We start from the raw sequence: 19,020 nt of genomic DNA on the forward strand, positions 1-19,020 counted from the left end.
TGGTACATTAATTTACAATTTGGCATGGAGGTTTCAACATATGAAATGTATTGTTGGTCTTGGAAATATAGGCAAACGATTCGAACATACAAGACACAATATTGGTTTTGAAGTGGTAGATTATCTTTTAGATAAATACAATTTTAATTTAGATAAACAAAAATTCAAAGGTGCATATACCATTGAGCGTATTGGTAATGATAAAGTCATGTTTATCGAACCAATGACAATGATGAATTTATCGGGGCAAGCAGTTGGGCCTTTAATGGATTATTACAATGTAGCAATAGATGAACTTATCGTGCTTTATGATGATTTAGATCTTAACCAAGGTCAAGTCAGATTAAGACAAAAGGGTAGTGCAGGTGGTCATAATGGTATGAAATCGATTATTCAACATTTAGGCACGGAGCAATTTAAGCGTATTCGCATCGGTGTTGGTAGACCGACTAATGGCATGTCAGTACCTGATTATGTATTACAAAAATTTTCAAAAGAAGAAATGATGACAATGGATCATGTAGTTGAACATGCAGCTCAAGCAGTAGAAGCATTTATCGATACGTCACGCTTTGACCATGTCATGAATAACTTTAATGGTGACGTCAATTGAAATCAGTGATAGCAGAATACATCCAACAAGATAAACGTTTCCAAGAATTAGATCAGGTATTTGGACAAGAAAATATTTTAGTCACTGGATTATCTCCATCGGCTAAAGCTACAATTATCGCGGAAAAATATCTTACTGACCATAAGCAAATGCTCCTTATAACAAATAATCTCTACCAAGCAGATAAATTAGAAACAGATTTATTGCAGTATATTGATTCGGCAGAAGTATACAAATATCCTGTACAAGATATTATGACAGAAGAATTTTCAACCCAAAGCCCTCAACTTATGAGCGAACGCGTACGCACACTTACTGCGTTAGCACAAAATGAGAAAGGGTTATTTATCGTGCCATTAAATGGTTTGAAAAAATGGCAAACACCTATAGACATATGGCAAGCACATCAAATCCATTTACATATTGGTCAAGATATTGATGTGGCACATTTACTACAGCAACTTGTGAACATGGGGTATCGCCGTGAATCTGTTGTTTCCCATATCGGTGAATTCTCAGTGCGTGGTGGTATTATCGACATCTATCCGTTGATTGGCGAACCGGTAAGAATCGAGTTGTTTGATACGGAAGTCGACTCAATTCGAGATTTTGATATTGAAACCCAACGTTCCAATAATAATTTAGATGGTGTCTCAATCACTTCTGCAAGTGACTATGTCATCACTGATGATGTCATTAAGCATTTACAAAGCAATTTAAAAGCTGCATATGAAGACACACGTCCAAAAATTGAAACATCGGTAAGGAATGACTTGAAAGAAACCTATGAAAGTTTCAATCTTATAGACACGACAGCCGTCGACCACCAATTATTACGACGTTTAGTTGCATTTATGTATGAAACGCCTGCTACTTTGATTGATTATTTTCAACAAGATGCCATTGTCGTAGTTGATGAATATAATCGTATCAAAGAAACAGAAGAAACGTTGACCACTGAAGTCGAGGACTTTATTCATAATTTAATAGAAAGTGGTAATGGTTTTATTGGGCAAACTTTTATGCAATATGACGGTTTTGAACATTTATTAACTCATTTTCCAGTGGCATACTTCACACTGTTTACATCCTCAATGACTGTTAAATTAGCTGATATTATCAAGTTTTCTTGTAAGCCAGTGCAACAGTTTTATGGACAATATGATATTATGCGTTCTGAGTTTCAACGCTACGTACAAAATGACTATACGATTGTAGTCTTGGTAGAAACAGAAACAAAGGTGGAACGTATTCAGGCAATGCTAAACGAAATGCATATTCCTACCGTTAAAAATATTCACAGCGGTATTGCCAGTGGACAAGCTATTGTGACGGAAGGAAGTTTATCTGAAGGTTTTGAACTACCTTATATGCAACTCGTGGTAATTACTGAACGAGAATTGTTTAAAACAAAACAGAAGAAACAGCGCAAACGTTCTAAGACAATATCAAATGCTGAAAAGATAAAATCATATCAAGATTTAAAAGTAGGTGACTATGTAGTTCATGTACATCACGGGGTAGGCCGCTATTTAGGTGTAGAAACACTTGAAGTTAGGGATGTTCATCGCGACTATATAAAATTACAATATAAAGGTACAGATCAATTATTTGTTCCAGTTGACCAAATGGATCAAGTCCAAAAATATGTTGCTTCAGAAGACAAATCGCCTAAATTAAATAAACTTGGTGGCTCTGAATGGAAGAAAACCAAAGCCAAGGTACAACAAAGCGTTGAAGATATTGCTGAAGAATTGATTGCTTTATATAAAGAACGAGAAATGTCAGTAGGTTACCAATTTGGAGAAGATACAGCTGAGCAACAAGCTTTTGAATTAGACTTTCCATATGAGTTAACACCTGATCAAGCAAAATCGATTGAAGAAATTAAAGCAGATATGGAACTACAAAAACCAATGGATCGTCTGTTATGTGGTGATGTTGGCTATGGTAAGACTGAAGTAGCGATTCGTGCAGCTTTTAAAGCAGTAATGGAAGGTAAACAGGTTGCATTTTTAGTTCCAACGACGATTCTTGCTCAACAACATTACGAAACATTGATTGAGCGAATGCAAGATTTCCCGGTTGAAATTCAACTTGTCAGTCGTTTTAGAACGGCGAAAGAGGTTAGAAAGACGAAAGAAGGGTTGAAGTCTGGTTATGTTGATATCGTTGTAGGGACACACAAGCTACTAAGCAAAGATATTCGATATAAGGATTTAGGGTTGCTTATTGTAGATGAAGAGCAACGATTTGGTGTTCGCCATAAAGAACGTATTAAGACATTGAAAACGAATGTTGATGTCTTAACATTAACAGCAACACCTATACCAAGAACGCTGCATATGAGTATGCTTGGTGTGCGTGATTTGTCAGTAATTGAAACGCCACCAGAAAATCGCTTCCCAGTTCAAACGTATGTGCTAGAACAAAATACGAATTTTATTAAAGAAGCATTAGAGCGCGAACTATCTAGAGATGGTCAGGTGTTCTATTTATACAATAAAGTTCAGTCGATATATGAAAAGCGTGAACAACTACAAATGCTCATGCCTGAAGCAAGTATTGCTGTAGCACATGGACAAATGACTGAACGGGATTTAGAAGAAACTATGCTAAGTTTTATCAATGGAGACTACGATATATTAGTAACAACTACGATTATAGAGACAGGTGTGGATGTACCAAATGCCAATACATTGATTATTGAAGAAGCGGATCGATTTGGTTTAAGTCAATTGTATCAATTAAGAGGACGTGTTGGACGTTCGAGTCGTATCGGTTATGCTTATTTCTTACATCCGACAAATAAAGTATTAACCGAAACAGCTGAAGATCGTTTGCAAGCGATTAAGGAATTTACAGAGCTAGGATCTGGTTTCAAGATTGCGATGCGCGATTTAAATATTCGTGGTGCGGGTAACTTATTAGGTAAACAGCAACATGGCTTTATCGATTCAGTTGGATTTGATCTATATTCACAAATGTTAGAAGAAGCAGTAAATGAAAAACGCGGTATAACTGAAGAAACGCCAGATACACCTGAAGTAGAGATGGTATTAAATTTAGATGCCTATCTGCCAGCAGAATATATTCAAAACGAACAGGCTAAAATTGAGATATATAAAAAGTTAAGAAAAGTTGAAAATGAGGCACAACTTGACGATATTAGAGATGAATTGATGGATCGTTTTAATGATTATCCGATAGAAGTTGAACGTTTACTTGATAGTGTACAAATTAAGATACATGCATTACGTGCTGGGGTAACCTTGATAAAAGATCAAGGAAAAACAGTGGATATTACATTATCGGTGCAAGGAACGAAAGACATCGATGGTGAAGCATTGTTTAAACAAACACAACCGCTTGGTCGAGCTATGAAAGTAGGTGTTCAAGACGGGGTGATGAAAGTTACTTTGAAAAAATCAACACAATGGCTTGAGAATTTAAAATTTTTAGTGAAATGTCTAGAAGAAAGTAGAGTTATTAAAGATGAAGACGAAATCCGCATTTAGTGGTGTAGTGGTACTGACTGGTGCGCTCATTGTTGTCAAAGTATTAAGTGCACTTTATCGTGTACCGTATCAAAATGTATTGGGTGATGAAGGATTGTATGCCTATCAGCAAATATATCCTATTGTTGCGTTAGGCATGATATTATCAATGAATGCAATTCCTAGTGCAGTAACGCAAACTTTAGGTGGACATGGTACGGCGCAAAGATATTCAATGGTGCTTCGATATTTGCAGATAGTAGCTATTTTTATTACTGCATTATTATTTCTGTTAGCGCATCCAATGGCATGGATGATGGGAGATGTTCATCTAGAAATAATGATTAGAGCAGCAAGTTTAAGTTTCTTATTTGTTGGGGTTTTAGGCGTATTAAGAGGTCATTATCAAAGTCAACAATTAATGACTATTCCAGCAATTTCCCAGGTAATAGAGCAGATAATTCGAGTTACAGTTATCTTTGTAGCGATAGGATTATTTATACTTTATGGAAGAACGATTTATCAAGCTGGCATGCTTGCAATTTTAGGTTCATCGGTTGGTTTTCTAGGTTCAAGTCTTTATTTAATCTATCATCGGCCGTTTAAATATATGCGTCAGCTAGATACGACGACCATACCTTGGCGCCGACTATTGTTAGCAGTTATGGTGTTCGCTATAAGTCAACTATTAGTTATTTTATGGCAGTTCATCGACAGTTTTACAGTAGTACACATGTTAAAATCAAACCATTTATCATTTCATGAAGCGATTAAGCAAAAAGGCATCTATGATCGTGGCGCATCATTTATTCAAATGGGCTTAATTGTCACAACAACTTTTAGTTTTGTGTTGATTCCGTTATTAACACATGAGTTGCAAGAACAACAATGGAATTTAATGAATCGTTATGCGAATGCCTCTCTGAAAATTACTATATTAATTAGTAGTGCTGCCGCAGTAGGATTAGTTAATTTATTACCATTGATGAATCAAGTTTTTTTTAAAACCAACAGTTTAGTCATAACGCTAAGTGTTTATATGGTAACGGTAATATTGGTATCATTAATTATGATGTATATTGCTTTATTACAAGTGTTTAATGAGGTTGCAACGGTGATGATTAGTGTTGGTATTGGTTTAATCGTTAAAGGGCTGTTAAATATTATGTTGATTTATCAATTAGGAATTTTAGGTGCCAGTGTGAGTACCGTCTTGTCTTTAAGTGTGACAGGTTTGATTTGCCATCAGCGTGTAACGACACGTTATAAAATGCAAGGAATGGGTCGATTCTTTATTAAATTATTGGCAAGCATGTTAGTTATGAGTCTTGTCGTGCAAGCTGTGATGTGGCTTATTCCTACAACGGGACGCATTGGTGGATTACTTGAACTTCTAATTGCGGCATTTGCAGGAGTTGGGATATTTACCTGGCTTATAGCTGAATGGCGTATGTTAAGCTATAGAGAACTAAAACACTTACCTTATGGAGATAAATTATATCATTTTAAAACAAGGAGTCGACGATAATATGACGCATAAGATTACAATTATTGGTCTTGGAAATTATGGTTTAGACGATTTACCATTAGGAATATATCGATTTATTCAACAACAAAACTGTGTATATGCACGAACGTTAGCACATCCTGTTATAGAAGCATTGCGTGAGGATATACATTTTGAAACGTTTGATGATATCTATGAAGCACATCAATCTTTTGAAGATGTTTATCAAACCATTGTCGATCGTTTATTAGAATTGGCACAACAACAAGACGTCATTTATGCGGTGCCCGGTCATCCTTATGTTGCAGAAACAACGACGATGCTATTGTTAGAAGCGGAGAAGCAACGAGATGATGTCAGTGTGAATGTACTTGGAGGGAAAAGTTTTATCGATGATATTTTTGCCGCGGTAAAAATTGATCCGAATGATGGCTTTACAATGTTGGATGGTACAGATATACAGCCAGACCGTTTGAATGTGCGCACAGCTACAATCATTACACAAGTTTATAGTAATATGGTAGCTGCAGATTTGAAAATTACTTTGATGGAACGCTATCCGGATGATTACCATGTTAAAATCGTTGATGGTGCGCATGGTGATAATGCACAAATAACGGAGTTACCGCTCTACGAATTAGACCGTGATGCATCTTATTTTAATAATCTAACTAGTGTTTTTGTACCTGCAGTTGAAGACGAGCGTGTGCTATATTCAGACTTTGATTTTGCGGTACAAACCATTGACACACTTGTCGATGATGACCACGGTTGTCCTTGGGATAAAGCGCAAACACATGCCTCATTGAAACGCTATTTACTAGAAGAAACATTTGAATTATTTGAAGCGATTGATAATAAAGATGATTGGCATATGATTGAAGAACTTGGTGATATTTTACTACAAGTATTATTACATACCAGTATTGGTAAAAAAGAAGGCTATATGGATATACGTGAAGTTATTGACGGCTTAAATGCTAAAATGATTCGACGTCATCCTCATATCTTTGGAGAACAACATGCAGAAACAATAGATGATTTAAATACTATTTGGCTAGAGGCGAAACAACAAGAAGGCAAAACACCACGCGTCAAATTCGAGAAAGTATTTGCAGACCACTTCATGTCGTTGTATGATAAAACCAAAAATAAAGACTTTGATGAAAATATGCTCAAAGCCTATTTACAGCAAGGAGAGGCAGAGTCATGAGATTAGATAAATATTTAAAGGTATCACGTTTAGTAAAACGACGTACCTTGGCTAAAGAAATCAGTGACCAAGGTCGTATTACTGTTAATGGTAACGTTGCTAAAGCAGGTACAGATGTTAAGGTTGAAGATGAATTAGTCATTCGCTTTGGTCAAAAGTTAGTTACAGTTAAAGTAACTGCATTAAATGAACATGCAACAAAAGAAAATGCTAAAGGCATGTACGAATTGATCAAAGAAGAACGTACTAAAAATGAACCACAATTTGATGAATAATGGCTTAAAGGAGGTGACAAGCATTGGATAAAAAAGTAGAACAAATAGGTAATCAGTACACATCACAAAGAAACAAACAAAAGCAACGAAATAAGATGAAAATGCGTATTGTTCGCCGTAGAATTACAGTGTTTGGTGGTATACTATTAGCCATTATATTAATGTTAATTATCGTGCTTGTCCTTCAAAAGCAAAGTAATAGTGAAGATGCTGCTGAACGAAAACATAAAGAAGAACAATTTCAAAAACAACAAGATGAAGAAATTGCATTAAAAGAGGAACTGAGTAATTTGAACGACTCGGATTACGTAGAGAAAATTGCGCGTGATGATTACTATTTGAGTAATAAAGGAGAGGTTATCTTTAAATTGCCAAGTGATAAACAGTCAGATAAGTCAAAGTCGACAGATGATGATCGCTAATCGCTTTATAAAATAGTAAAAACAATTAAATATAGAGGATACAGTTAACAGTTTTATTAGAAACAGCAGCTAATCTTAAAATAATCTAGCTATAGCATTGTGAAAATATTAAAACAGGAATATAATAAGGATAAAATCGAATCATATCGGGAGGATTTATTTAGAATATGTCAATCGAAGTAGGAAATAAGCTTAAAGGTAAAGTCACAGGTATCAAAAAATTTGGTGCGTTCGTCGAATTACCTGAAGGGAAAAGTGGCTTAGTACACATTAGTGAAGTGGCAGATAATTACGTTGAAAATGTAGAGGACCATTTATCAATCGGTGATGAAGTTGAAGTTAAAGTATTATCAATTGCGGATGACGGAAAAATCAGCTTATCAATTAAAAAAGCAAAAGATCGACCACGTAGACCACAACACAAATCACATCATAGTAAACCGCCACAAAAAGCTGAAGATTTTGAAAAGAAACTAAGTAATTTCTTAAAAGATAGTGAAGATAAACTCACAACGATTAAACGACAAACAGAATCTAGACGTGGTGGTAAAGGTTCAAGACGTTAATGCGGTTAAAAATAGACTGTTTCTACTCAAGGAGCAGTCTATTTTTATTGACAGCTCTTTGATAAAAATAGATACAGATTAAAATTATAAAAGGTGGGATTATATGAAAGTAGACACGAGTGGTTGGACTGTAGAGGACCATATTGTCTTAGCCGTATCTACAGGTGTTGATAGCATGTGCCTGTTATACGCTTTAACCCATCTCTATCGTGACACCTATCGCAAGTTAACATGTCTACATGTCAATCATGGTTTGCGAGAAGAATCGATAGAGGAAGAACGTTTTTTTCAAACCTACTGTGAACAACACCAGTTATCATATGATATTAAACATTTAGATTTATCACATTTAGTAGCTTCCGGGAAAAGTATACAAAATGACTCACGACAAATGCGTTATCAATGGTTTGATTATAAAATGCATGAATTAAATGCGGATGTGTTACTCACTGCACATCATTTAGATGATCAACTTGAAACCATCTTTTACCGTTTGTTTTCTGGACGGGCAACACGCAGTCGATTAGGCATGTCTTATCTTACGGCGAGAGAGCAATACAAAATATGCCGACCATTACTACAATCTCATAAACAAGACATTCGATATTTTCAACAAGTGCATCATGTGCCTTTTTATGAAGATTGTTCAAATCATATAAATAAATATGTACGTAATGACATTCGCAATCGCTTAATACCTGAAATTAATGATAATGAGCAATTAGATGTTGAGCAATTATTGAAATTAAAAGCCTGGCATGATGCACAGATGGAGCAATTAGAAAATAAAATTTCGCGATTCATTCAAGATTATGTGAATATGAATCATAATCATACTATGATAACGTGCCCAAGAACACGATTCAATCGTCTGCCATATTACGATAAAGTCATGCTGATGGACTGCTTACTACAGTATACGGATATTCCTGCACCATACTCTGAAAGAACGTATCATGAATGGTTCCATCAAATAGCTAATGATAAAGCCCAATTTGAAATTGGGTTAACAGAACAATGGCATATTAAAATTGCATATGATAAATTTATAATAATGGCTAAATATCAACAGCAAACATCAGTTGAACCTATTAAAATTTATCACCATGGGCATTACCATTTTGGCAATAGTCATATTATAGTTGACGAGCAAATGCCAGCTGATGTTTTCCCACTGACGATTCGTACGCGTAAAAACGGGGATATTTTTTGCTTAAATGGACAAACAGCACATAAAAAAGTCAGCCGTTTGATGATTGACCACAAGGTAGACATGAATGAAAGAAATATAATGCCTATTGTTGTTGATGCTGAGCAGCATATTATAGCGGTTGGCCAACTATATATATCACGAACCCACCAAGATTATTTAACTATTAATAACGGAGATGAATAACTATGCATAATGATTTAAAGGAAATAATTTTAACAGAAGAAGAGATTCAAACACTTTGTAAAACACTAGGAGAACAAATCACACAAGATTATCAAAATAAACCATTAGTTTGTGTTGGAATCTTAAAAGGTTCTGTTATGTTTATGGCAGATTTAATTAAACGCATTGATACACATCTTGCTATAGATTTTATGGATGTTTCAAGTTATCACGGAGGTACAGAATCTACTGGTGAGGTTCAAATTATTAAAGATTTAGGTACATCAATTGAGAATAAAGATGTCTTAATCATTGAAGATATATTAGAGACAGGAACAACTTTAAAATCAATTACTGAGTTACTACAATCTAGAAAAGTAAATTCATTAGAAATTGTAACGCTATTAGACAAACCTAATCGCCGAAAAGCAGATATCGAAGCAAAATATGTAGGTAAAAAAATTCCCGATGAATTTGTTGTAGGTTATGGCTTAGATTATGGAGAACATTATCGTAATTTACCTTACATTGGCACGCTTAAACCCGAAGTTTACACAAAATAAGTGATTTATCTTCTGATATAAAATAAAGTAAAATACTATGCGAAAAATGTCTAATAGTGTAGACTCGATTTATATAACTCTCTTAAATAAATAGTGTACAAAAGAAATGAAACTATAATGTTTTATGTGCTATAGAAAATAGTGATAATAGGGAATGTAATAATGATAAGTAAAAAGGCTATAGAAACTAATATTAAAGTTGAAATACTAGCCTTAAAAAGATGTATTGTGTTACAATTTTTGTTAGTTTTATTATGGAAGTAGGAGGAAACGACGCATGCAAAAAGCATTTCGCAATGTGCTAGTTATCGCAATTATTGGCGTTATTTTGTTTGGCGTTTTCAATTATATAAACAATAATGGGAACATGCCAAAGCAACTTACATATACGCAATTTGTTAAACAGTTGGATAAAGGTGAACTGAAGTCTTTAGAAATCCAACCAGAGCAAAATGTTTACATGGTAAGTGGTAAGACGAAAAAAGATGAAGATTATTCATCAACAATACTTTATAACAATGAAAAAGACTTACAAAACATCACAGATAAAGCAAAAAAACAAGATGGGTTAAAATTCACTGTTAAAGAAGAAGAAAAACAAAGTGTATTTGTAAGTATCTTAACAACACTTATTCCAGTTTTAATTATTGCATTATTGTTCATCTTCTTCCTAAGTCAAGCACAAGGTGGGGGACAAGGCGGTCGTATGATGAACTTTGGTAAATCCAAAGCAAAAATGTACGATAACAAGAAACGTCGTGTACGCTTTAGTGATGTTGCCGGTGCTGACGAAGAGAAACAGGAATTAATTGAAATTGTTGACTTCTTAAAAGATAATAAGAAATTTAAACAAATGGGCTCACGTATACCTAAAGGTGTGCTTTTAGTAGGGCCTCCAGGTACAGGTAAAACATTGCTTGCGCGTGCCGTGGCCGGTGAAGCTGGTGCACCATTCTTCTCAATCAGTGGTTCAGACTTCGTTGAAATGTTCGTTGGTGTCGGCGCAAGTCGTGTGCGTGACTTATTTGAAAATGCTAAAAAGAATGCGCCTTGTATTATTTTCATCGATGAAATCGATGCCGTAGGTCGTCAACGTGGTGCAGGTGTTGGTGGTGGCCATGATGAACGAGAACAAACACTCAACCAACTCTTAGTAGAAATGGATGGCTTCGGTGAAAATGAAGGTATTATCATGATTGCAGCAACAAACCGACCAGACATTTTAGACCCAGCATTATTACGTCCAGGTCGTTTTGACCGTCAAATTCAAGTAGGTCGCCCTGATGTAAAAGGCCGTGAAGCGATTCTACATGTTCACGCTAAAAACAAACCGCTTGATGAAACTGTAGATTTAAAAGCTATTTCTCAAAGAACACCAGGATTTTCTGGTGCTGATTTAGAAAACTTACTAAATGAGGCATCATTGATTGCTGCGCGTGAAGGTAAAAATAAAATTGATATGCGCGATATCGAAGAAGCAACCGACCGCGTTATTGCTGGTCCAGCTAAGAAATCTCGTGTTATTTCTGATAAGGAACGAAATATCGTGGCACATCATGAAGCAGGACATACCATTATTGGGATGGTACTTGACGAGGCGGAAATTGTGCATAAAGTAACTATCGTACCACGTGGTCAAGCCGGTGGATATGCGATGATGTTACCTAAACAAGATCGCTTCTTAATGACAGAACCAGAATTGTTAGACAAAATTTGTGGTTTGCTTGGTGGACGTGTGTCTGAAGATATTAACTTTGGTGAAGTATCTACAGGGGCATCAAACGACTTTGAAAGAGCTACCCAAATTGCACGCTCAATGGTCACAGAATATGGTATGAGTAAAAAATTAGGACCATTACAATTTTCTAATAGTAGTAGCGGGCAAGTCTTCTTAGGCAAAGATATGCAAGGTGAACCTAATTATTCAGGTCAAATTGCTTATGAAATCGATAAAGAAGTACAACGTATTATTAAAGAACAATATGAACGTTGTAAACAAATATTAATAGAACATCAAGATCAGTTAAAACTTATTGCTAAAACACTATTAACTGAGGAAACATTAGTTGCTGAACAAATTCGCTCATTATTCTATGATGGTAAAATGCCAGAAGTAGATTATGATAGTGCAAAAATAGTAAATAAAGACGATACTGATTTTAGCGATGGTAAATATGGCAAATCGTATGATGAAATTCGTGAAGAACAATTAGAGCAAGGTGACAAAGACGAAGACACGAACAAAGATGCATCAGAAAAAGATCGTGCAACTGAGTCAGATGACACAGCACACGAACAAGCACCAAATATTGATAAACCATATAATCCAAGTGATCCAAACCAGCCTGATCATAGACAACAATGATATTAATCTGTCTCCTTCTGCATATGAATTACTGCGGAAGGAGACTTTTTGATTTTTTTAACGAAACGAAACTGATACAAGCAGGTCATTTTGTTGATATAAACAACAGGTGTATAATAATTGCTCATAATAAGAAAAAACTTGATAAATAAAATATAAAAGTATATAAGGAGATTGTTTATGACACATGATTATATAGTAAAAGCATTGGCGTATGGTGGAGAAATAAGAGCATATGCTGCACTTACCACAGAATCCGTACAAGAAGCTCAAACGCGTCATTATACTTGGCCAACTGCTTCTGCAGCTATGGGAAGAACTATGACTGCCACAGTGATGATGGGGGCAATGCTCAAAGGAGCGCAAAAATTAACAGTTACAGTTGACGGCAAAGGGCCGATAGGTAAAATTATTGCTGATGCTGATGCGCGAGGTAATATACGCGCTTATGTCGATCATCCTCAAACACATTTTCCATTAAATGCACAAGGAAAATTAGATGTAAAACGTGCAGTAGGAACAGAGGGGTCCATTATGGTAGTAAAAGATGTTGGAATGAAGGATTATTTTACAGGAACAAGTCCGATAGTGTCCGGAGAACTAGGAGAAGACTTCACATATTATTATGCAACAAGTGAACAAACACCATCTTCTGTTGGTTTAGGAGTGCTAGTTAATCCAGATAACTCTATTAAAGCAGCAGGTGGCTTTGTAATACAGGTTATGCCAGGCGCATCAAATGATACGATTACGCATTTAGAAAATGTAATTAAGCACATGACACCAGTATCCAAACTGATTGAACAAGGGTTAACACCTGAAAGCATTCTAAGCGAAATTCTTGGACAGGAACACGTTCAAATCATCGATAAGACACCCGTTCAGTTCGAATGTCAATGCAGTCATGAAAAATTTTTAAATGCTATTAAAGGGTTAGGAGAAGCAGAAATACAAGATATGATTACAAAGGATCATGGCGCAGAGGCTACATGTCATTTTTGTAATCAAAAATATAACTATACTGAAGCGGAGCTACAGGGGGTTCTCGAACAATTACAAGCATAGCATGAGTCAATGGTAGTTTAGATGATACTAGGTCAGGGAAACACAAAGATGTATAATAGTTTTAGAGACATAAATGGGTAAATACATTTGTTTTTTTAGAAAATTCTGATATGATATAACTATATCCGATTAAAGAACTAAGCATTTAGTCAAACTAGAATAAAGGAGTGTTTTTTAATGGCACAAAAAATAGTTGATAATATTACAGAAATTATTGGCAATACACCAGTAGTCAAATTGAGAAACGTTGTAGACGCTGATGCAGCAGATGTATACGTGAAATTAGAATATCAAAATCCAGGTGGTTCTGTTAAAGATCGTATTGCGCTTGCTATGATAGAAAAAGCAGAAAAAGAAGGTAAAATTAAACCTGGCGATACGATAGTTGAACCTACAAGTGGTAACACTGGTATCGGACTTGCATTTGTTTGTGCTGCGAAAGGCTATAAAGCTGTATTTACAATGCCAGAAACAATGAGTTTAGAGCGCCGTAATTTATTGAAAGCTTATGGTGCAGAAGTAGTATTAACACCCGGATCAGAAGCGATGAAAGGTGCAATTAAAAAGGCTAAAGAATTAAAAGAAGAACATGGTTATTTCGAACCACAACAATTTGAAAACCCAGCAAACCCTGAAATTCACGAATTGACTACAGGTCCAGAAATTGTTGAACAATTTGAAGGTAAACAAATTGATGCTTTCTTAGCTGGTGTAGGTACGGGAGGAACTTTATCAGGTGCTGGTAAAGTATTAAAAGAAAAATATCCAAATATTGAAATCGTGGCAATCGAACCAGAAGCATCTCCAGTATTAAGTGGAGGTGAACCTGGTCCACATAAATTACAAGGTTTAGGTGCTGGTTTCGTTCCAGACACACTTAACACAGATATCTATGATAGCATCATTCAAGTTGGCAATGACATTGCGATGGAAACATCACGTCGTGTGGCTAAAGAAGAAGGTATTTTAGCAGGTATTTCTTCAGGTGCAGCCATTCACGCAGCAATTCAAAAAGCTAAAGAATTAGGTAAAGGAAAAACAGTATTAACCGTATTACCAAGTAATGGCGAACGTTACTTATCTACACCGTTATATTCATTTGACGACTAATTTATAGTTCATTTAATATGCTAGTGAAGTCCCAGTTGGCTTCACTGGCTTTTTTGTTTTTTGAAAAAGCCAGTGTAAAATCTATAAGAGAAATAGATGAATTTTAAATTGCAAATACTGAAATGTTTCTCAAATGAGTGTATCATTATTTATAAGTTAATGATTTAAATGTAGTTGCAGTGTTACATATTCATTTTTTAAGAAAGCAAAGGGTGAAAAAAATGACGAAAACAAAAATTATGGGCATTTTAAATGTGACGCCGGATTCGTTCTCTGATGGGGGTAAATACAATTCAGTGGACAAGGCAGTCGCACGAGCAAAAGAGATGATAGATGAAGGTGTGGATATCATTGATGTGGGTGGCGTATCCACAAGACCAGGTCATACGGAAGTATCATTAGAGGAAGAAATGGAACGCGTTGTACCTGTAGTAGAACAATTGGTTAAATTAGACGTTCAAATTTCTGTTGATACATATCGTAGTGAGGTAGCAGAGGCTTGTTTAAAGCTTGGGGCTACAATGATAAATGACCAATGGGCGGGATTATATGACCCTAAAATATTTGATGTGGTTAGTGACTATAATGCAGAAATTGTGTTAATGCATAACGGCGATGGTCAGAGAGAACAACCTGTTGTTGAAGAAATGCTATTATCGTTATTGACTCAGGCTAATAAAGCAGAAATGGCAGGCATAGAAAAAGGGAACATATGGTTAGACCCTGGTATTGGTTTTGCTAAATCAAGAAGTGAAGAAAAAGAAGTCATGGCACGATTAGATGAACTTGTGGCAACAGAATATCCAGTGCTATTAGCCACGAGTCGTAAACGCTTTATTAAAGAAATGATTGGCAAAGAGACAACGCCAGCAGAACGAGATGAAGCAACAGCTGTTACGACGGTTTATGGTATAATGAAAGGCATTCAGGCGGTTCGCGTGCATAATGTAGACTTAAATGTAAAGCTTGCACAAAGCATCGACTTTTTAAAGGAGAATGAACATGAGCGATATCATCTTTCTTAATGGCATGCGTTTTTATGGCTATCATGGAGCGCTTCATGCAGAAAATGAACTTGGCCAAATTTTTATAGTAGATGTAACACTTAAAGTTGATTTGACTGAAGCAGGGAAAACGGATAATGTCAAAGACACTGTGCATTATGGTGAGGTCTTTGAAGATGTTAAAAACATTGTTGAAGGGCCATCTTGTCAATTGATAGAACATCTTGCAGAACGTATTGCAAAACGTATAAATTCACACTATAATCGTGTAATGGAAACGAAAGTCAGAATCACTAAAGAAAATCCTCCGATTGCAGGTCATTATGATGGCGTTGGTATAGAAATAGTGAGGGAGAATTATTAAATGGTACAAGCTTATCTAGGTTTAGGAAGTAATATTGGCAATCGTCATAAACAGTTGATGCAGGCAATAGACATCCTTGATTATTTTGATGGTATTAAGGTTACACAAGTTTCTCCAATATACGAAACAGCTCCTGTGGGTTATACAGAACAACCACAATTCTTAAATTTATGTGTTGAAATAAATACGCAACTTACACCACGAGAATTGCTCAATTGTTGTTTAGAAACTGAAAAACAGTTACATCGAGTGAGAGAAGTACGTTGGGGTCCACGCACATTAGATGTTGATATCTTATTATATGGAGATGACATCATAGAGTTGGATCAACTAACGATTCCCCACCCAAGGATGACAGAACGTGCATTCGTATTGATACCCCTCAATGACATTGCGTCGACGAAAATAGAACCTCATTCCAAACAAACGATTGGAAACCTAGTTAAGGCAGACGATTCAGTTAAAAAGTATAAACAATGAGAGGCTAATGAAATATGTGGAAAACTGGAGACGTAGAAATTGAAATAGCGTCGTATTAATCCCTTATGTATGGTGGGGGAATATTATTCCACTTTCCGACTTACCGTTTCTCAGTTAATGGCAATAGTGATAATCATCATCCTAACTTGAGAAAAAATGCTTGATTAATCGGGTATAGATGTTGTAATGATAAGATGAAAAGCCTTAGGTAATTCACGGATAATTTATCGTACCTTCCATTACCTCGAAACATGAGCACTTATAGATGAGCCAACTTTAAAAGATAAAGTGGAAATTGCTTTATTACATACGCGCCGTCTTGTAGAATTAAAGGGAGAAAAGATTGGTGTTATGGAAATGCGTAAACACACTTCTTGGTAATTAAAAGGTGTTAATGGCCATGGCAAAGCATGTAAAGCCCTTAAGCCGAAACAGAACAAGGAATGATTATACCTTACAACATTTCCAACAAGAAATTATGCAACAACCAACAGAAAAACAAGAAGTTTAAAGGAGAGAGCAGAATGTCAGAAGAAATGAATGACCAAATGCAGGTCCGTCGTCAAAAGCTACAAGAACTAATCGATTTAGGTATTGATCCTTTTGGGAAACGCTTTGAACGTACAGCTATGGCTGATGACTTAAAAGGAGCATGGGATCAATATTCTAAAGAGGAATTACATGATAAAGAGGCAGAAAGTCATGTAACCATCGCAGGTCGTTTAATGACTAAACGTGGTAAAGGTAAAGCAGGTTTTGCACATATTCAAGACTTGTCAGGTCAAATTCAAATATATGTACGTAAAGATCAAGTTGGAGAAGAACAGTTTGATATTTGGAAAATCGCTGACCTTGGAGACATTGTTGGTATTGATGGTGTTATGTTTAAAACGAATACAGGTGAATTAACAGTTAAAGCTAAAACCTTCACTTTATTATCTAAAGCATTACGTCCGTTACCTGATAAATTCCATGGTTTACAAGATATTGAACAACGCTATCGCCAACGTTATCTAGATTTAATTACAAACAAAGAAAGTACGCAAACGTTCATTCATCGTAGTAAAATCATTCAAGAAATGCGTAACTATTTAAATAATAAAGGATTTTTAGAAGTAGAAACACCAATGATGCATCAAATACCTGGTGGAGCTGCTGCACGTCCATTTGTAACACATCATAATGCCTTAGATGCAACTTTATATATGCGAATAGCTATTGAATTACATTTAAAACGTCTTATTGTAGGTGGCTTAGAAAAAGTATATGAAATAGGTCGTGTGTTCCGTAACGAAGGTGTCTCAACTCGACATAACCCAGAGTTTACAATGATTGAACTTTATGAAGCATATGCAGATTTCCACGATATTATGGATTTAACAGAATCACTCATTCGCCATATTGCACAAGAAGTATTTGGCTCAGCAAAAGTTCAATACAATGGAGAAGAAATCGATTTAGAATCATCTTGGACAAGATTGCATATTGTAGATGCAGTTAAAGAAGATACAGGTGTAGATTTCTATCAAGTAAAATCAGACGAAGAAGCAAAAGCATTAGCTAAAGAACACGGTATTGAAATTAAAGAAAACATGAAGTATGGACATATCTTGAATGAGTTCTTTGAACAAAAAGTTGAAGAAACACTTATTCAACCAACATTCATTTATGGACATCCAATCGAAATATCACCATTAGCGAAGAAAAATCCGGAAGACCCAAGATTTACAGATCGTTTTGAACTATTTATTGTTGGAAGAGAACATGCAAATGCCTTCACAGAACTAAATGATCCAATCGATCAAAGAGAACGCTTTGAAGCACAATTAGTAGAAAAAGCACAAGGTAATGATGAAGCACATGAAATGGATGAAGATTTCATTGAAGCATTAGAATATGGTATGCCGCCAACAGGTGGATTAGGAATCGGAATTGATAGACTTGTGATGTTATTAACAGATTCACCATCTATTCGTGATGTACTATTATTCCCATATATGCGACAAAAATAAATGATAGCAACAGATTTGTACAAAATACAAGTACGACACTGATAATCGAATATACGAAATAAATGCCCGAAGCAAATTAAGCTTTGGGCATTTTAAATATACAATTCATATCGCACTTAAATTAATAATCTTAGTTGTGAAGAAAAAATCTATAAAAAAAGAATAGATTTTAACGTGCAGATATGATAACATTTATCGAGTGTCAAAGAGAAAAAATGATGAATGATATATCATGAAAAAATATATAAAAAACAATTGACATGACTAATGATGTGTTGTAACATATAAAAGTCGTCAATTTCATGGGCGTGAAATTTAAACGCAATGTAAATCAATTTTAAACAAAGTGTAAAATTGACTATTGAAACGTTTGAATAAAGTTAGTAAAATTAGTAAAGTAAGCTATTTGTCTGGTGACAATGGCAAGGAGGTCACACCTGTTCCCATGCCGAACACAGAAGTTAAGCTCCTTAGCGCCGATGGTAGTCGGACTTACGTTCCGCTAGAGTAGGACGTTGCCAGGCAATGATGAATCGGAGAATTAGCTCAGCTGGGAGAGCATCTGCCTTACAAGCAGAGGGTCGGCGGT

16 protein-coding genes and 1 rRNA gene are annotated in these 19,020 nt (G+C 35.6%); all 17 read left to right on the plus strand.

Going from position 1 to position 19,020, the window contains the following annotated elements; translation table 11 throughout:
• Positions 1 to 40 precede the first annotated feature (40 nt).
• The 17 genes from pth (at position 41) to rrf (ending at position 18,955) form a co-directional block, all read left to right on the plus strand.
• Positions 41 to 613 carry an aminoacyl-tRNA hydrolase gene (gene pth / locus CD041_RS00725; RefSeq protein WP_002461471.1) on the plus strand — a complete coding sequence of 191 codons (573 nt, stop codon included), beginning with the start codon at positions 41 to 43 and terminating at the stop codon, positions 611 to 613.
• Positions 610 to 4,131, plus strand: a complete 3,522-nt coding sequence (mfd, locus tag CD041_RS00730) for a transcription-repair coupling factor (RefSeq protein WP_070648380.1) — start codon at positions 610 to 612, stop codon at positions 4,129 to 4,131. Before pth ends, mfd begins: the two co-directional genes overlap by 4 nt.
• Entirely contained in the window at positions 4,109 to 5,638 is a 1,530-nt protein-coding gene (locus CD041_RS00735; RefSeq protein ID WP_070648381.1) for a polysaccharide biosynthesis protein, read from the plus strand. The genes mfd and CD041_RS00735 overlap by 23 nt, the downstream gene beginning before the upstream one ends.
• A 1-nt stretch (position 5,639) precedes the next feature.
• Positions 5,640 to 6,830, plus strand: coding sequence for a MazG nucleotide pyrophosphohydrolase domain-containing protein (locus CD041_RS00740; protein ID WP_070648383.1), 1,191 nt, complete (start codon positions 5,640 to 5,642; stop codon positions 6,828 to 6,830).
• A complete protein-coding gene (locus CD041_RS00745; RefSeq protein ID WP_002461464.1) occupies positions 6,827 to 7,105 on the plus strand; it encodes an RNA-binding S4 domain-containing protein in 279 nt (92 codons plus the stop codon). Before CD041_RS00740 ends, CD041_RS00745 begins: the two co-directional genes overlap by 4 nt.
• Before the next feature lie 23 nt (positions 7,106 to 7,128).
• A complete protein-coding gene (gene divIC / locus CD041_RS00750) occupies positions 7,129 to 7,527 on the plus strand; it encodes a cell division protein DivIC (RefSeq protein WP_002491863.1) in 399 nt (132 codons plus the stop codon).
• A 167-nt stretch (positions 7,528 to 7,694) separates the two neighbouring features.
• A complete protein-coding gene (locus CD041_RS00755; protein WP_002461461.1) occupies positions 7,695 to 8,093 on the plus strand; it encodes a S1 domain-containing RNA-binding protein in 399 nt (132 codons plus the stop codon).
• A gap of 103 nt (positions 8,094 to 8,196) precedes the next feature.
• Positions 8,197 to 9,489 (plus strand): tRNA lysidine(34) synthetase TilS, encoded by a 1,293-nt coding sequence (gene tilS / locus CD041_RS00760; protein ID WP_002461460.1) that lies wholly within the window; start codon positions 8,197 to 8,199, stop codon positions 9,487 to 9,489.
• Between the two features lie 2 nt (positions 9,490 to 9,491).
• Positions 9,492 to 10,031 carry a hypoxanthine phosphoribosyltransferase gene (gene hpt / locus CD041_RS00765; RefSeq protein WP_002461459.1) on the plus strand — a complete coding sequence of 180 codons (540 nt, stop codon included), beginning with the start codon at positions 9,492 to 9,494 and terminating at the stop codon, positions 10,029 to 10,031.
• A gap of 277 nt (positions 10,032 to 10,308) precedes the next feature.
• Positions 10,309 to 12,396 (plus strand): ATP-dependent zinc metalloprotease FtsH, encoded by a 2,088-nt coding sequence (gene ftsH / locus CD041_RS00770; RefSeq protein ID WP_070648385.1) that lies wholly within the window; start codon positions 10,309 to 10,311, stop codon positions 12,394 to 12,396.
• Between the two features lie 180 nt (positions 12,397 to 12,576).
• Positions 12,577 to 13,461 (plus strand): Hsp33 family molecular chaperone HslO, encoded by an 885-nt coding sequence (hslO, locus tag CD041_RS00775; protein WP_002461457.1) that lies wholly within the window; start codon positions 12,577 to 12,579, stop codon positions 13,459 to 13,461.
• 177 nt (positions 13,462 to 13,638) lie between these two features.
• Positions 13,639 to 14,571 carry a cysteine synthase A gene (cysK, locus tag CD041_RS00780; protein ID WP_002479495.1) on the plus strand — a complete coding sequence of 311 codons (933 nt, stop codon included), beginning with the start codon at positions 13,639 to 13,641 and terminating at the stop codon, positions 14,569 to 14,571.
• Positions 14,572 to 14,792: 221 nt separating this feature from the next.
• Positions 14,793 to 15,596, plus strand: coding sequence for a dihydropteroate synthase (gene folP, locus CD041_RS00785; RefSeq protein ID WP_070648387.1), 804 nt, complete (start codon positions 14,793 to 14,795; stop codon positions 15,594 to 15,596).
• Entirely contained in the window at positions 15,574 to 15,939 is a 366-nt protein-coding gene (gene folB / locus CD041_RS00790; RefSeq protein ID WP_002461453.1) for a dihydroneopterin aldolase, read from the plus strand. The genes folP and folB overlap by 23 nt, the downstream gene beginning before the upstream one ends.
• The gene (folK, locus tag CD041_RS00795; protein ID WP_070648389.1) at positions 15,940 to 16,419 is read left to right on the plus strand and encodes a 2-amino-4-hydroxy-6-hydroxymethyldihydropteridine diphosphokinase; all 480 of its coding nucleotides are present in this window, start codon (positions 15,940 to 15,942) and stop codon (positions 16,417 to 16,419) included. It begins immediately after the preceding gene.
• Between the two features lie 524 nt (positions 16,420 to 16,943).
• Entirely contained in the window at positions 16,944 to 18,431 is a 1,488-nt protein-coding gene (gene lysS / locus CD041_RS00805; protein ID WP_070648391.1) for a lysine--tRNA ligase, read from the plus strand.
• Positions 18,432 to 18,840: 409 nt separating this feature from the next.
• Positions 18,841 to 18,955 (plus strand): 5S ribosomal RNA (gene rrf, locus CD041_RS00810).
• The last annotated feature ends 65 nt before the right edge of the window (positions 18,956 to 19,020 follow it).

This window comes from Staphylococcus lugdunensis, assembly GCF_002901705.1.
Classification (GTDB): domain Bacteria; phylum Bacillota; class Bacilli; order Staphylococcales; family Staphylococcaceae; genus Staphylococcus; species Staphylococcus lugdunensis.

Coding starts and splice junctions, on each gene's coding strand:
- pth (WP_002461471.1), top strand. CDS start 41: ATGAAATGTATTGTTGGTCTTGGAAATATAGGCAAACGATTCGAACAT.
- CD041_RS00735 (WP_070648381.1), top strand. CDS start 4,109: ATGAAGACGAAATCCGCATTTAGTGGTGTAGTGGTACTGACTGGTGCG.
- CD041_RS00740 (WP_070648383.1), top strand. CDS start 5,640: ATGACGCATAAGATTACAATTATTGGTCTTGGAAATTATGGTTTAGAC.
- CD041_RS00745 (WP_002461464.1), top strand. CDS start 6,827: ATGAGATTAGATAAATATTTAAAGGTATCACGTTTAGTAAAACGACGT.
- CD041_RS00755 (WP_002461461.1), top strand. CDS start 7,695: ATGTCAATCGAAGTAGGAAATAAGCTTAAAGGTAAAGTCACAGGTATC.
- tilS (WP_002461460.1), top strand. CDS start 8,197: ATGAAAGTAGACACGAGTGGTTGGACTGTAGAGGACCATATTGTCTTA.
- hpt (WP_002461459.1), top strand. CDS start 9,492: ATGCATAATGATTTAAAGGAAATAATTTTAACAGAAGAAGAGATTCAA.
- ftsH (WP_070648385.1), top strand. CDS start 10,309: ATGCAAAAAGCATTTCGCAATGTGCTAGTTATCGCAATTATTGGCGTT.
- hslO (WP_002461457.1), top strand. CDS start 12,577: ATGACACATGATTATATAGTAAAAGCATTGGCGTATGGTGGAGAAATA.
- cysK (WP_002479495.1), top strand. CDS start 13,639: ATGGCACAAAAAATAGTTGATAATATTACAGAAATTATTGGCAATACA.
- folP (WP_070648387.1), top strand. CDS start 14,793: ATGACGAAAACAAAAATTATGGGCATTTTAAATGTGACGCCGGATTCG.
- folB (WP_002461453.1), top strand. CDS start 15,574: ATGAGCGATATCATCTTTCTTAATGGCATGCGTTTTTATGGCTATCAT.
- folK (WP_070648389.1), top strand. CDS start 15,940: ATGGTACAAGCTTATCTAGGTTTAGGAAGTAATATTGGCAATCGTCAT.
- lysS (WP_070648391.1), top strand. CDS start 16,944: ATGTCAGAAGAAATGAATGACCAAATGCAGGTCCGTCGTCAAAAGCTA.